11 protein-coding genes and 2 pseudogenes are annotated in these 14027 nt (G+C 55.5%); 2 read left to right on the top strand and 11 right to left on the bottom strand.

The genetic code is table 11. The features are described from left to right. Positions 1–76: 76 nt before the first annotated feature. From CFBP5499_RS30740 to CFBP5499_RS29455, 3 genes and pseudogenes are all read right to left on the bottom strand, one after another. Positions 77–374 (bottom strand): annotated as a pseudogene (locus tag CFBP5499_RS30740) (transposase domain-containing protein); the annotation flags it as partial. Between the two features lie 242 nt (positions 375–616). Further along, a complete protein-coding gene (tsaA, locus tag CFBP5499_RS29460) occupies positions 617–1108 on the bottom strand; it encodes a tRNA (N6-threonylcarbamoyladenosine(37)-N6)-methyltransferase TrmO (RefSeq protein ID WP_080830678.1) in 492 nt (163 codons plus the stop codon). Positions 1109–2146: 1038 nt separating this feature from the next. Beyond that, positions 2147–2779 carry an HAD-IA family hydrolase gene (locus CFBP5499_RS29455; RefSeq protein ID WP_080830679.1) on the bottom strand — a complete coding sequence of 211 codons (633 nt, stop codon included), beginning with the start codon at positions 2777–2779 and terminating at the stop codon, positions 2147–2149. Between the two features lie 1079 nt (positions 2780–3858). On the opposite strand from CFBP5499_RS29455, the pseudogene CFBP5499_RS30735 reads away from it, so the two are divergent. After that, positions 3859–4078, top strand: a pseudogene (locus tag CFBP5499_RS30735) (helix-turn-helix domain-containing protein); the annotation flags it as partial. 369 nt (positions 4079–4447) lie between these two features. Here the strand turns inward: CFBP5499_RS30735 and CFBP5499_RS29450 are convergent. Continuing rightward, complete coding sequence (locus CFBP5499_RS29450) at positions 4448–5389, bottom strand: hypothetical protein (protein ID WP_080830681.1); 942 nt, start codon at positions 5387–5389, stop codon at positions 4448–4450. 317 nt (positions 5390–5706) lie between these two features. Here CFBP5499_RS29450 and CFBP5499_RS29445 point away from each other — a divergent pair, with 317 nt between their 5' ends. Beyond that, positions 5707–5907, top strand: coding sequence for a transposase (locus tag CFBP5499_RS29445; protein WP_158523318.1), 201 nt, complete (start codon positions 5707–5709; stop codon positions 5905–5907). Positions 5908–6606: 699 nt separating this feature from the next. Here CFBP5499_RS29445 and CFBP5499_RS29440 read toward each other — a convergent pair. From CFBP5499_RS29440 to traA, 7 genes are all read right to left on the bottom strand, one after another. Continuing rightward, the gene (locus tag CFBP5499_RS29440) at positions 6607–6915 is read right to left on the bottom strand and encodes a transcriptional repressor TraM (RefSeq protein WP_080830682.1); all 309 of its coding nucleotides are present in this window, start codon (positions 6913–6915) and stop codon (positions 6607–6609) included. 338 nt (positions 6916–7253) lie between these two features. Beyond that, entirely contained in the window at positions 7254–7586 is a 333-nt protein-coding gene (locus CFBP5499_RS29435) for a ProQ/FinO family protein (RefSeq protein WP_158523319.1), read from the bottom strand. A gap of 126 nt (positions 7587–7712) precedes the next feature. Next, the gene (locus CFBP5499_RS29430) at positions 7713–8303 is read right to left on the bottom strand and encodes a hypothetical protein (RefSeq protein WP_233284298.1); all 591 of its coding nucleotides are present in this window, start codon (positions 8301–8303) and stop codon (positions 7713–7715) included. 18 nt (positions 8304–8321) lie between these two features. Further along, positions 8322–8951 (bottom strand): TraH family protein, encoded by a 630-nt coding sequence (locus tag CFBP5499_RS29425; protein ID WP_080830684.1) that lies wholly within the window; start codon positions 8949–8951, stop codon positions 8322–8324. A 12-nt stretch (positions 8952–8963) separates the two neighbouring features. Next, a complete protein-coding gene (locus tag CFBP5499_RS29420; RefSeq protein WP_080830685.1) occupies positions 8964–10259 on the bottom strand; it encodes a conjugal transfer protein TraB in 1296 nt (431 codons plus the stop codon). Next, positions 10180–10662: a conjugative transfer signal peptidase TraF gene (traF, locus tag CFBP5499_RS29415; RefSeq protein WP_371507049.1), complete on the bottom strand. Its 483-nt coding sequence runs from the start codon at positions 10660–10662 to the stop codon at positions 10180–10182. Before traF ends, CFBP5499_RS29420 begins: the two co-directional genes overlap by 80 nt. Positions 10663–10706: 44 nt before the next feature. Continuing rightward, complete coding sequence (gene traA, locus CFBP5499_RS29410) at positions 10707–14009, bottom strand: Ti-type conjugative transfer relaxase TraA (protein WP_080830687.1); 3303 nt, start codon at positions 14007–14009, stop codon at positions 10707–10709. Between the last annotated feature and the right edge of the window lie 18 nt (positions 14010–14027).

Raw genomic sequence — 14027 nt, 5'->3', positions numbered from 1 at the left:
GCCCAATACGCGTGGGTTGTCTAGTTACGTCTCCGCACAATGTGGATGCCTGTCTCATGACGCAGGCCCACCTCCAAGTGTCGGTTATGTCCTCAACACGCTTGTGAGTTTGGCTGAGCCGCAGCGGGCGCAATTCGTGGGAGCGACGACGAGGACGCGCTCGCGGGACAGATTTTTAGGAAACGGTTTACGTGATAGGTGCTGGTGCTCGAAAGCGTTGACGGCTGAGGATTTCACTGCAAATTATGCCGCAAGTTCGTCTTCCTCGGCGACTGCCTCGAACTCATCGAGCTGCAGTTCCATCTGCTGAAGGAGCCGCGCCTTACATTCGATCGGGTGCCCTAGATTTAACGGCGAACCTTGTCGATCCTCAGCATGCCCTTTCGCGCCTAGCGGCACGGTTCCGGTTGACATTTGAGCACATTTTTGAAGTAAACATCCCTTCGGTACCGTCAGCAAAACCTTTATGTCTCATGAATTGCTCGGTGGGCTCTTCAGCCCAGTCTGACAGCTCAAACTCACGGTATCAAAGGAACGTCGCGAGAACCCAGTCACCGGAAAAGCCTATCTGCGACCCGCGGCTTTTTCTGCGGAACGAAGAGGTGCATCATGCCAGTCAGGCGGCCGGAGCCGAGGGACCTTTCCTCACTCGGGCTAGCGGCTTTGATAACGAGCGCTCCGGCTTGATATCCAACAGCGGTGTTTCATCCAGGCAGTCAAGACCACGGACGACAATCGAGTTTCCAGCGACTCTTTCCACTTTCACGATCGACGTTCCGATCGGATTGGGCCTCACAGGTGATCGAAGAGAGAAAGCACCATGAATCTCCCCGTCGTCAGCAGGACTTAGTAGGGCGATATCGCGCGGTGACTCGTGTAGCCAGTAAAGAACCTCAAGCTTCGGATACAGTTCGACGCCCTTCAGCGCGACTGCCCACAGCTCTGAAATTTCAAGTGTGCATAGTGGCCCGGATTCACTGCCCTGCCGAGGAGTGTCAGCTCGACTTTTCCAAGGGGTCCGGATCTTTCCAACAAAGAAAAGCGATGCGTCGCCTTCTTCGGGTAGCGTGACCGCGACTTCGTTTGTTCGCAATTTGGTTGAGTGCATGACAGCTCCTGCCAAGTCTAGTGAGCCAACAGATATCGCTTCGCTCGCAGAATCTTGTAAGAGGTGAGTTAACGGGTTATTTCAGGTTCGCCGCATTTGATTTCAGTTGTAACATGCTTCTGCCGACGCAGGCTGCGCGGCATTGCGGTACTCAACCCGCACCGCTCGGCAATGATGACCCCAGATAATCCCGTCTCGCGCAAACGAAAGGGTGCCGTGACAGCCGTCCTAAGGTGATCATTTCGTTGGCTTAAAATATGCGCGGTAACGCCGACGAGGTGGCGTCATTTAACGCTGGAGACCACCAGGCCGACCCCACGCCCGTTGAAGCTTGTTAGAATTTCCGCGCGGCGTAAGGAAAACTAAGGCTTCTTTTTAAGCATCGTTGACAAAGCAAAAACCAGTAATCCCATTATCCAAAAAAATGAGAAATCCGTATAGAACTGACAAAAATATGTATCTCCTGAATCTTCACTATAAAGAGTGAGCAAATATTTATATAGTGGAAAATATATAAATCCTGGAGTGAAAATTATCGCGGCGTAGACAAGCATTTTTTTGGTTGACGTTTTCATGTTTGCCTCATTCAGCTGCAAGACGCGATAGGTAACTATCGATAGCAAGAGTTTCGTTTCGTTAATAAACTTTGATTAAACTCAGCAGTATCAACGTACTACTTAGGCCGTTTCCCAGTGCATCAGTATCGCAGCGCCGGACGAGAGAACAATCATCAGACTGCTCATCAATTGGTTCTCGTGGACATGCATCTGGGCCCAGTCTATGTTGAAGACGCCGCCTAATTCAGTCGACATTTACTCGCGCGCTACACATGGCGTAGAAATGCTTAAGTGCTCGCTTCGACGTAGGCATCCGTTGAATGCCGCAGTCCAGGCTCTTGATCGTGCATGTTATGCTTCTGAAGCAAGGCTAGGGCACGTTGAACGACTGATGGCATCCACTTTCAGCCCTTCCCGACATATGTGCGGCAATTTCAATGTGAATATGATGTAGTAGAGCTACGAGCGTAGTTCTCCTTCTTTAAAGAGGTTTCAAGTCTATTAGATCCTCAATATCTTCTAGAATGTGCGTGGGATTGCTGCACGCCAAAGCCTCTCTCTTAGCATAACCCCACGTAACTCCCGCGGAGGCAACGTTTTGACTCATCGCTGCCTCAATATCACGTACCTCATCTCCGACAAGAAGCACTTCATGGCGGGACCTTTCAAACCGACGAAGTATCTTATTGATCCTTTTGCCCTTCCCAAATATTGGCGAGCTGCCCTCTATATAAGCAAAGTATCTCTCCAATGGCCCGAGCACGCGCTGAATATTTTCGACGCTGTTCGAACTTAAGATTGCAAGCTCGACCCCTTGATCTTGGAGGAGAAACAAGACCTTTTCTGTCCTAGGGAACATATCGAACGTGGCTTCGCGAGCCAGTTTACGCAAGTCTCTCACGATCAGAGGAATGCGCCACACCGGTACTCTCATCCACTTCAGAACCTGGCAAACTGAAAGGCCACGCAGATATTCAATCTGAGTGTCGCTGGGCGATACGAATCGGTGACGTTCGGACATTTCCCTTAGAGCGCGTATCATCCAGGCGCCGCTGTCGGCCAATGTACCATCAAAATCAAATATAATTAGCTTATAAGCATCATTTTTAGCCATTCATACTTTCCATTTTTCGTATGCACGCCATATTTACATCATTAACATTCTATTAATTCGATATTTGCATATCGTTATACGCAAAACTACATGTTCACGATAGAAACATACTCAATTTTCCGATTTTGCAAAAATATATCAGGGATATTAGGGTTGTTCCTGTTGGCGGCGATCTCGCTTCAGGTCTATCACTCCCTGAATGCTGGTTAAACAGAAACTATGTTTCAACGGTAACATTCGCGATCGGTTTGCTGCCGGGGTATGCTGGGAGCGACATCCCTCGTTACTCAACGCTACCGAATTCAATCACACGGCTAAGAAGTATCTGGTGAGTCAACGCGCACCACCTTTGTGACGGCGCGCTAGGCCAAAGACGGAATTTGCAGCAGTTCGACCATCAAATCGAGCACGCCATCTTTCGCCCCCTCATGCGGACTCGGTGGAACAAAGGAGACCGACCACCTTAACGAACGTTTGGAACGCCGGCGAAGTATGTAGCTTTGCTTTTTGTTTCTGCTCGGAACCTGCCAAAATAAATTCAGTGTTTCAGTTGAAACGCGGTTTTTTCCAACATGCATTGCTAGGACTGCTCAATGCACCAATATGCCGACCCAGAAAGAGGGCCAAGCATTGATGTGCAAATTTCTTGAAGCAGCAAAAAGCATGTTGATGAGACCATGGCGGGTGTCCGTCAAACGGGAAAGGTCATCAAACTCTTCTTCGTGCACGATTGTATATATCTGTGAGGCAGAGTTGCAGGTAAGAGATTGCGTGCAATTATGCATTGATCGAAAAGTCGACTATTTGATAGTCGAAAAATTTAGCCACCATCGTTTTGATAGACATTCTGTTTTTGTCCGCGGGTATCGCGAGCTTTGCATTGAGGTCGAATTTGCTGACCGTCTCGTTATTGTTCGTGACTTTTATGACAACGGATTTGACGTCCAAGACGTTTGATTAGGTGCACCGACAGATCGCGTTCCGTAAGGAGATCGATCACCATATAGAGCGAAGTCTTAGCGGTCTCAATTCTTGCGCTGGGTACTATGGCCGACCGCGGCGGAAGGCAAGTATGCCCATCATCAAGTCTGCCATCCACGTTCCATCACAACTTTCGCCACCCAACTGGAACCAGTCATGTTCAATACCAGAAGACCCTTCGAGTCTACGCCGCAAGGAAATCTGATGGTGACAAAACGCCTGAATGCCGACAGCGCCGCTGCAAGGGTTGGCGACGAAAGTGTCCAGCAATTTAGCCGCGAATATGCTCGAATGTTCGAGGCTCCGCCCAAGCGGGATGGGATGTGCAAAGCGTCTGGCGCGGCCTACCGTAAGTGCGAGCAACATGTGCACCGACACAAATTCCCGAAGTTTAGATCGCCGGAGGCGTTGAAATCGACGGTATCCCGACCTTGGCAGACGCTGGATTTGATGTGCTAGGAGAAGTTTCCTTCTTGGGGGACCTTCGGTTGATCGAGGCGAATTTCTGTGAAACAAAGCGAACCTGAGTGGACAAATGATATTGCGGCTCGGTGAGCCAAAACGTCTCACGTACCCTACGAGAGCGCCTTGATCTTTTCGCCAACACTGTTGATAACGCCGGATAGCGCGACACATGGTTCTCGTCGTCGTCTCGTAGTTCGCAACAATTCTACGAAATAACTGAGGTTACCTCCCTCGGACGTCGGGGGCGCGGCTTTTGAGTTCTTCACGCGCGAGATTGAGGGTATCACTTATAGTCTGTTGCAGGGGCCTTGCAGAGCGCATCTTCTCAAGGTCACTGCCTTGACCGAGGCTGAGATTGCTTCTAACTGAACTTTCTATGTCTGCCAGCCGCTCATCGACAGTTGGCTTTTGCGTGGAGCGCCAAGTGGCCTTCTCGTACTCATCTTGCGCCCTCAACCAATCATAGTGTTCCTTCTGCGATTGAATGAGTGCTGCCATATCAGGATTATTGACCACGGTATCAAGCATCCTCGCCTTCAGGCTATCTTCCATGTGGGGCAATGCCTTGAACAAGGCGTAAGTTCCACTGAAGTTTTCATCGCTTGGCAACTCATCGGTAAAGGGGGTGGAAAAGTGCTCAAGCATTTTCTCGACAAGACGTCGACGATCTTCCGAGCTAAATTCACCGACATGGGGCGCAACATACTCAAGCGCGTGACCTTGATCGTACGGTTCTGCGATATTCAATATATGATCTACGAGCGCTGATTTTCGTTGCGGTGTTTGCACCTTTAAAGTTCCCCCGATTGCATCAATTCTCTCCCCGGCCAGGGCGTAGTCCCTTGGCAAGGCTGGACGAAATTCAGGATGCTCAGAGAATCCTTCTGTGGGAACCGCGTGGTCATATAAGGCCTTGCTTGCTGCGCCAAGTCTATTGATTTGTCCGTGAAATCTTCCTCCAGCACTACGCTCAACACTTTCCTTTACAGATTTATTAGAGAGCTTAAGGTTTGAGATATTCCTTGCAGTCTCAACAGGATCGTTAGTGACCATGCCATCCACGATCCGGGAGATCAGATCGTCGCTCATCACACGATGGAAGGGTGACACCTCTTTTTCTATGGGTTGCTGCTGTGTCTGTGAATTGGATACAATATTCTGCATAAATCTCACTCCGCGGAAATCTTGCGATCCGACCACAATATCAAATAAGACCGCGCCGGTTATAAGAATAACGTTTCAACTGAAATTTCTGTTTGCCGTCATGCCGCGCTGTCTGAGTGATTTTCGAGCGGATTACGCTGTTGAACTAGAAAATCGAAGGGGGCCTCGACGCTGGAGGCCAAGCCATCAAACCTATCGAATATAGCGGTGGATCGTAAGCGCCCGGTGAGCCTGTAGTAGAAATTTTCATCGAACATCGGAAGTTACGTCCATAACTTTGTCGTCAGCGACGTCATCGCGGATAAACTATGGGCCTTATGAAGATTTTGACAGGGGTCGAGCGTCGGCGTGACTGGTCTGATGACGATAAGCTACAGATATTGGAAGAGGCTGCCGCTTCAGGCGCAAGGATCGTGGATGTCGCCCATCGGCACGATATCCGTCCCCAGCAGATTTACACCCGGCGCAGGAAGTTCGCGGCGACCAACCCAGTGGTTTCGTTCCTGCTGTTGCGCTGATTGCGTCGGAGCCGATCAGTGAAGCGGAGCGGCCGAATGCGACGGCCAAACCTACGACTGCGAAGCGCTCGGTAAAACCATCGCGCATTGAGATCGGTTGCAAGGGCGTTTGTGTTTTGAAGGTCGAGGCTGATACCGCACCTGACTGGCGCTGATCCGCTCGTTGAAGGGGCATGATAGTGAAGGGTGCAAATTCCCGGGTCACTCTTTCCTGCGGCGTAACCGAGATGCGCAATTTAGCGCCGCCAATAATTATGCGGAGTCGGAGACGACGATGGGCGCAGGAAGGGTCACTGTCAATCGGGCCTGTGATTGTGGCTTAGTCAATTCTGTTTTGTCCGAGCCGGGGTCATGGTCCTTTACTTTTACGAGAGTTCGGATGCCGCCGGTGAGGCAGTTCACCAGTTCAAGCGCGAGGCGGCCGAGTATCCTGAATTTGGGAACCGGCTTATCTCGTTAAAATTCAGATCCGCGCAATTTCGCCGGATGTGGCGCTTGTGTCACTGAATGAAGGCATCTAGAGGCTCATCAAAACCTACGAAATAATCGAAATGATTGACGACACAGATCAAGCCGGCACCCGCTGAGGAACACGATGGGCGAAGCCACCACTAGACGCGCAGCTTAAGCACGTAGACCAAGCGATACAGCCATATCCGCCCTCACACGATGATTGTCCGCGCTTGACTTTGCCAGCTGTCAGTTAAAGACGACCTTGGGAATGAAGCCAAGAATACTGATCAAGGTTTTCACGGCGCTCATCTGCGCATGCATTTCGATGATCGCTTCAATGTATCGAACATGCTGTGGGCCGCCGGCTTCTTTTCCGGTTTTGTAAGTCTCCGGGAGAGCCTGGAAGAGTTCATCGGCTTTTGCCACCAATCGCCGGTGCGTCCTGATAGCGTCAACCGTGATGGTTTCCAGATCCGCCCGAGGTAATCCGCGCGTCAGCCCGATCAATGGGCGGAGCTCGACCTTCTTCGTCACTGTGGCATCTTGCAGTTCCATTCCTCACCTATCCCTTGTTGGTCCGCGGTGCGCCTCCGCTGACGTTGAACCCTGTGAACCCTTGCCGGGGGTTAGAATCCGAGATGAATCGGCCCTGCGACCTTTAGCCGGAGCCTGGACATACGCCGCAGGCCCCCGGACACAAAGTCAGAGGGTTCCTGGCGCCATTCCGGTCAGCGCCAACCGTTCATCTGCGGATTCTAAGCCGCAACGCAGCGCGTACTGCGTCGAAGACCCTTATAAGAGTCATTCCATGGAGAAGCCAGTCATGATGTGGATCGCGTAGGTGCAATTTTTCACGAAACCGCCGTCAGAGATGATTTCACGCGCCTGTCGGATTAGTTTTGAGCTAATTTTTCGCTTTCACGTTGCTCGCGGCGCTGCTTGCGTCGTTCCTGAACGATCAGGAAAGTCTGGCGGGCGCTCAGCCGATCCTCATCACTGACGGCGCCGAAGGGTTCACCAACAATATCATGGCGCAAGGCATCCGGCTGCGCGGTCGCATAAAGATACGCCGCACTGTGCGTGTACCGGCGCAGCGCTTTGTGCAGATCCGACAGTGCCGCACCCGGTCTCAACAATCTCTCGATGTCATTATTGATCCCGATCCTGAACGGCAGGACTATCTCCCCTTCAGCGGAAGTAAGAACTGCAATTGGCCCAGTTAACAAGGCGTTTACCGCCTTGGCTGCCTCAAGCGGGTACCGGTCGACCTTGATCGGACCGCGGGAGGCTTTCCATGGGCTGAGGGGCTATGTGGTCCTATCGTTCATTCATCCTGCCTGAAACGGGAAGCACTAGCTGAAATTGGCCGGGTTAGCGAAGAATGCTTCGCATTTCGTCCTGTTGAGCCGCACCTCCGAGTTGCCGAAATAGAAATATTTGAAGCTCTTGATGAAATGCTTGTAGCCGAGCTTGTCATAGTCTCTTGTCTGGCGGGCATATGCGAAATCGAGCGTCGGCGAGCGGGAAGTCCTGCTTGAGCCGACATGCGGTGCGCGATCAGCCTCGACAATGTCAAAATGCGCGAACTTACCGTCGGGTGTCAGAAAATACTCGACGCGCCAGTTAGCTGGATCCGGTTTGGGGATCTTGATGCGGCGGGCTTTACGGAGGATGTCGGCTGCCTGCTTTGCAAGACCGCCCCTGAAAAAGTCATCCTGCTCCATCGCCCAGAAAAAATAGTCCGGGTCCGTCAGCAACAACTGCGGTAGCGTTTTACCCTTATACTTACCGATTGGCATCTCTGACCACATGATCGCCTCCGCATACACCGTGCGGAAGATATTGTGTTGATCTGGAGCGTCTTCAATGATCCGTCCGAGCTGAATATGCTGCAGGCAGCGGCAAGCCTGCAGGGAGTCCGGGTGGCGCGATTCCAATTTCATCGCACTCTGGCGGCAGGCTTAACGCTCTTGAGCGCCGATCCCCGACAGGTCGATCCTGATGCCGGCCTTGTTTGGATCAGACGAGACAGCTTCTGATGAAGCGTCTTCATCTCTTGGATTTTCGCGAGAGTCGTTTTTTGTTTCGGCTTCGTCACTTTGGGTTGAAGCGGGTTGAGCAAGTTTTCCCTGACCAGGATCTTCGGCCCGAAACACCGCCAGCCCCTCAAAATATCCCGTCTGCCAAGCGATGACCGCATCATCCATAACCTGTGGCAGGACTTCTTTTGCTGTGGGATTGCCGTACCATTTAATGACGATGCGAAAGACTTTGGCAAACAGTGCTGTCCCCATGCGGATATTCTCACAAGGCTCGACCATTTCCGGCTTCAATTGACCGGCCTCGACGATTCCGACCCCTGCCGGATACTGGGTGATGCCAACGCGAACGGTGTTGCGTCCGAGATTGTCGCGGATGAGAGCCAGAGCCTCTTCCGGCGTTGTCGGCTTTGGCACCAGAACCATCCTGTTGCCTGAGCGCACGGTGACAGCCAGCGGATCCTGCGATCCTGCCTTCGCGATGAATTGCTCGACGATTGCTGGCTTCAGGGAGGGGTCGGCGCATTGCTGGACAAGGACGGGATCGAGCATCCCGGGTACTCCCTATGTGTTGAAGGCCATAACGACGGGCAGGTCAAAGAGCCTTGCCCAGGCTGAGACGCTCGCTTTTTGGATTGCGACGATCGATGTGTTTTCCGTCCACCAGCCATTGCCGACGGCAACGATCACCTCGGGCGAATGCAGCATCGATTGAAGGACCGGCCAGAGAATGAGCTGCTCGTAGCAAATCAGCGGCGCGACCCTTGCTCCGTCAACCTCAACCACCGGATTGCCGAAGAAGTCGGCCCGCGCGCCACCTCCTTGCCCGGTCCATGGCAACCATGGTTGCCACATCGATCCGGGAACCGGCATGCGCTCGCGATAGAGGATGTTCGATTTATCGGCCGATATCGCCACCATCACATTGTCGTAGCCTTTGGGATCGACGACGGCAGCACCAGCGATGACGATGAGGTCCGAGCCACGGAGACCTTCACGCCAGAGCCGCGCAACGGTCGGCGTCCAGAAGCCGAGCGCACTTTCGGGCAGCACCGCAACATATACGTCCGGCTGCTCAGCAATCGTCCGACGCACTGTCGCGATCAGGTCACGGTGATAGTTAAGCGAGCCATCGCGCCCAAGGTCTCCCCCTCGTTTCAGATCGACGGCCATCCATCCGGGTGTTAGTTTCGGGGGCGTCCAGTTCGTGGCGGACCAGACGCAAAGTCCTCCGAGGACTGCGACCGCGATTTGCCATCTTCGACCGGTCATGAGGACCAACAGGATCGCGGTCGCGCCAAGGCCTGACCAACCCCGCCCGGGAAACAAGCCGCCGGCGGCTGTCAGCGGATGCGCCCAGCCCGTGATGCCAAATGGCGGCAGTCCTGTCAGCGCCATGGCGAGCAGATAGCGGAGCGCTCTCGCCGCGTCCGTCCCTCTCGTCCCCGAAGAGTCTCCGCCACGAGGTTTCGTCCAGCACACTGCATGGACAATGACGAAGGATGCGGAAGCCATCGCCCAAAGCGCCAGACCGGGCCAAAGATCGGCGGCATAGAAGTTCGCCACGCCCTGCGGCAATCCGCGCGAGGCCGCCAGGAAATAGCCCGCCGCAACAAGTGCGGCGATCATACGTGACGGCGCCATTGCCCAGAGCAACGGAAAGAACATGGCGAGCGGGAGAAGAAGCACCTCGCCGCTCCAGCCGATCCTCCCACAGGCAATCGAGGCGATGATCAGAAGGATGGGTTTCCAGCGCTCGTTCCTCTGGTCGTCACCGCGATCACGGATCGAAGGTGAGGACCGGCCGCGCCAGGCCGAGCAGACCGGAATCCGGAACCGGGCCAAAGTATCGACTATCATAGGAGCTCGCGAAGGATGAGTGAAGGAAGAGATGATACGGCGGCACAACGCCGCCGGGATCAGGCAAGAGCATCCTGCCCTCGCCGTCCGTGCGCCACACAGACGATGCGGGAACCAGACGACCGTCGATGAACCCGCGATCGGTGATGTCGACACGCTGTCCGGGAAGTGCTGCGACCGTCTTGATCAGCGGCGCAAAGCCGCCGGCGCAAAGCCCTCGGCGCAGATATCCGCGCCGCCATGCGTCTGCGAAGACAGCTGTCATGGGTGGGCATAAAAACACCAGGTCGCCGATCGCGACCGGACGCTGAAGCTCTTCGATACGCCAGAGGCCGAGCGGCTCGCTTGGGGTCAGGTTCAGGCGATAGCCACCCGTGAACGCCGTCGCCGTCACTACGGACATGACGACGGCGGCGCCCGCGAGAAACTGAAGAATCCTCTTCCGTCTCATTGCTTCAGCACCGGCGCCTGGCGCTGGGTTAGACGCTGTTCCTCGGCTTGCCTTAGCGATTGAGCGGTGCGCTCGTGGGCCGCGAGCTGTTGCGCTGTCCGCATCACCGGCCAGGCTTGTTTGAGCTGCTGCTTCTGCTCCGGCGTCATGCCCTCAGAGAGTTTTTCGTACAGCGTTCCGGAAGGCTCGCGCGCGGCGTTGTTCAGCAGCGTTCGTTCCCCGAACCGCTCCGTAACCGACTGACTGAACCCGTCGATTTCGACCTTGGTTTCACGATTGCTGAGCGCGTAGGCCATCGTCGCCGGAAGATCGTTGCGGTCGATGGCGTCACGCACCCGCTCCAGCACAACACGCGCTGCCGGCGACAGTGCCGGAATGTCGATCGAGACCCGCTGGCGCAGCGTCTGCTCGTCCGCCTGGTGCCGCATCGTGGCAGTCTCGCGCATCTGAAGATATTGCTCAAGATCGCGCTTGAGAGCAGGCACATTCACCTCGGCGATGCGACGTGCCTCGCGCTCTGCCTTGCCTGCCAGAATGCCGGTCTTGCCCTTCAATGGACCGATAGTCTCCGGCTCCGCCTCAAGCTTTTGGAGGACCTGCTTCGCCATCTCCTTATCTGCCAGAACGGTATCGAAGTTGATGGCGCGGAAGGCGGTTACGGGATCGGCGAAGACGTAGCGGAAGCGCGCCGAGACCTCCTCCCATTGCTGCTTCAGCGTGGGATCGGCGCCGAGCTTGTCACCGACCGTGTCGGCAACAGAGCCGGAGAATGTCTTGATGCCTGCGACCATGGGCCCGGCCTCCTTCATCGTTTGGGTTTTTGGGGATTGGTCGGGGCCGAGGCGCTCACCGAGCGCACGAAGCCTATGAACGAGATCGGAAACCTTTGTTTTTTGGCGCAGCGTCCAGTCGAGCCGGTCGCGCAGCATTGTTCGAGCCACCTGCATGATGTGCAGGCCATGGTTTTCGGCAAAGCGGAGGGCCTCGCGGTAGAGTTTGCCACGCTCGTAATCGAGCGTCGTCTCCTTGGCGTTCTTTCGAGAAAGAACCTTTGCCAGGCTACCGTTGAAGGCGAAGGAACGGCGCCCGTAATAGAGCTGAAGATCCTCGCGATGACGGGTCATCGCCACATAGGTCAGATGCCGATCGAGCGACAGAGAGGCCAGCACCTTGACCCTGTCGACAGTGGCGCCCTGAGACTTGTGGATGGTCGTCGCATAGCCGTGATCGAGATTTCTGTAGAAGCGTTGTTCGACCACAACATGCCGCCGATGATCCCGATCCCCGACCACCGCAACGATGCGGTTCGGCGCAGCCTCAACGACATGGCCGATCATGCCGTTCTTTACCCCAAGTGAGGTTTCATTCTTCAGGAAGACGATCTGATCGCCTGCGTCGAAACGGCGTTCGCCGTCAGCCGTTCTAAAGACGTGGCCCTCGCCGACGATGCCGCGCTCGACCAGCTTCTCGCGCGCCATGACGTTGAGCATGCGCACGTCGCGGCGCAGATGGGCGAGGATCAATGTCGTCTTCGTCTGATCGTAATCATGGTTCCAGTCGGCGATCAGGCGCTCAACCGCTTCCGCCTTCAGACGTTCGCCAACAATTCTCGCATTGGCATTGTAGAGCGCCAACGCCTTCTCGACATTGCCGCGCGCCAGATCGAGCGACGCCTTGCGCATCCAGTCCTCGCGCTGGCGATAGATCGTTTCGAGTTCAGCGTAACCAATCCGATCGACAATGGCGCGGAAGGCAGCGCCCGCCTCAATGGGCTGCAGCTGTTCGGGGTCGCCGACCAGCACGATCTTTGCCCCTGCCCTGACGACGGCATCGACAAAGCCCGCCATCTGTTTCGAGGCTACCATGCCGGCCTCGTCCATGACGAAGACGGTTTTATTGTCGAGCACGTCACGACCGCGGTTCCAGCGCAGCTCCCAGGATGAGAGCGTGCGGCTCTCGATGCCGGCTTCGCTCGAAAGGCCCTCCGCCGCTTTGCCGGCGAGCGCGCCACCAACGACACGATATCCGGCCAGCTCCCACGCCTCCCGTGCCGCCTTCATCATCGTGGTCTTGCCAGCACCCGCGCGTCCGACGACGGCGGCGATACGGGCAGGTCCTGCAATGCGCTCGATCGCTGCTTTCTGCTCGTCGGACAGCCGCTCATGCCGCTTGAACGTGGCTTCGAGAGCGGAGTGGGAAACGCCCCTTCCCTCCCGGTTCGACAGCCATGTTGCCTGCCGCGCCATCGTCGCTTCCAGCCGAATCATCGCTCGCGTCGAATAACGCGCCGGCACTTTCTTTCCGGTCGCAAAATCGATCGTTTCGCGCTGCAGCCGCAGCACTTCCGGGTTCAGGATGATCCTGACCATGAGTTGTTGGAAGACTGCGGGATCGTCGATATAACGGTGCAATACCTTGGCTATATCGCGTTCGTCGAAGACGCTCTTTTCCCGCGTGATCAGGTCGAGCACGATGGCGGGATTGCGTAGGATCCGGCGGGCATTTTCCGAGCGTCGCTCCTCGTTCAGCTCGATCCGCTCCAGCTCCGGCCTGACACCCCGGCTCGCCGCTTTGCGCTCGATCGCCTTGGCACCGACGCCGAGATGGATGGTGGGCTCAAGTTCGATACCCTGCTTCTCGTAGGAGCGTCCATCGATGCGAAGATCGATCCCGGCAAGCGCCAAATGATGGTTCTGTCGCTCGAACCACCCATCCCGCAGCACGTTGAAGGCATCGGTCGATCCGGCCCAAAGTTCGTAGAGAATCTTGCCGGACTTCGTCCGCACCGGCTGGCCGTCCTCGCCGATGACCGCGACTTTCTTCGACCCGAAGCTGTCCTCGGAGAGAGGCCGTAACGTGGTCATCAAATGGACGTGCGGATTGCCGGGATTGTCGTGATAGACCCAGTCCGCCACCATGCCTTTCGCCCGGATGTGTTTCTCGACGAAATCACGGACCAGGGCGATGTTCTGCTCGGGTGTGAGCTCCAGCGGCAGTGCAATCGTCAGGTCACGGGCCAGCTGCGCGTCGGAGCGTTTTTCGAAAGCCTCGACCTTGTTCCAGAAGGCTTCGACCGCGCCCGAAACCGCACGATCCGCAATGAGCGCTTTCGCCCATTTCGGGGCATCGGCAGGAAGCATGAATTCCTCATGCAGCAAGCCCTGTTTGCGCGTGTAGTCGATGGTGCGGGCTTCACGCTCGTATTCCATCTTCGCGCAGTGCCGGTAGGCCGCGGACAGCACCACGCTGCGGCCGTCGCCGCGGCTGATGATGCTGGCTGAGAAGTGTGCGATGGCCACGGCGATAAAAGCTCCCGG

This window comes from Agrobacterium tumefaciens (assembly GCF_005221325.1).
Taxonomy (GTDB): Bacteria; Pseudomonadota; Alphaproteobacteria; order Rhizobiales; family Rhizobiaceae; genus Agrobacterium.
This window is presented reverse-complemented; position numbering and strand designations above follow the sequence as displayed.

Bases quoted from the DNA above. Each gene is read 5' to 3' on its own strand.
- tsaA (WP_080830678.1), bottom strand. From the start codon at position 1,108: ATGCACTCAACCAAATTGCGAACAAACGAAGTCGCGGTCACGCTACCC.
- CFBP5499_RS29455 (WP_080830679.1), bottom strand. From the start codon at position 2,779: ATGGCTAAAAATGATGCTTATAAGCTAATTATATTTGATTTTGATGGT.
- CFBP5499_RS29450 (WP_080830681.1), bottom strand. From the start codon at position 5,389: ATGCAGAATATTGTATCCAATTCACAGACACAGCAGCAACCCATAGAA.
- CFBP5499_RS29445 (WP_158523318.1), top strand. From the start codon at position 5,707: ATGAAGATTTTGACAGGGGTCGAGCGTCGGCGTGACTGGTCTGATGAC.
- CFBP5499_RS29440 (WP_080830682.1), bottom strand. From the start codon at position 6,915: ATGGAACTGCAAGATGCCACAGTGACGAAGAAGGTCGAGCTCCGCCCA.
- CFBP5499_RS29430 (WP_233284298.1), bottom strand. From the start codon at position 8,303: ATGAAATTGGAATCGCGCCACCCGGACTCCCTGCAGGCTTGCCGCTGC.
- CFBP5499_RS29425 (WP_080830684.1), bottom strand. From the start codon at position 8,951: ATGCTCGATCCCGTCCTTGTCCAGCAATGCGCCGACCCCTCCCTGAAG.
- CFBP5499_RS29420 (WP_080830685.1), bottom strand. From the start codon at position 10,259: ATGATAGTCGATACTTTGGCCCGGTTCCGGATTCCGGTCTGCTCGGCC.
- traF (WP_371507049.1), bottom strand. From the start codon at position 10,662: ATGTCCGTAGTGACGGCGACGGCGTTCACGGGTGGCTATCGCCTGAAC.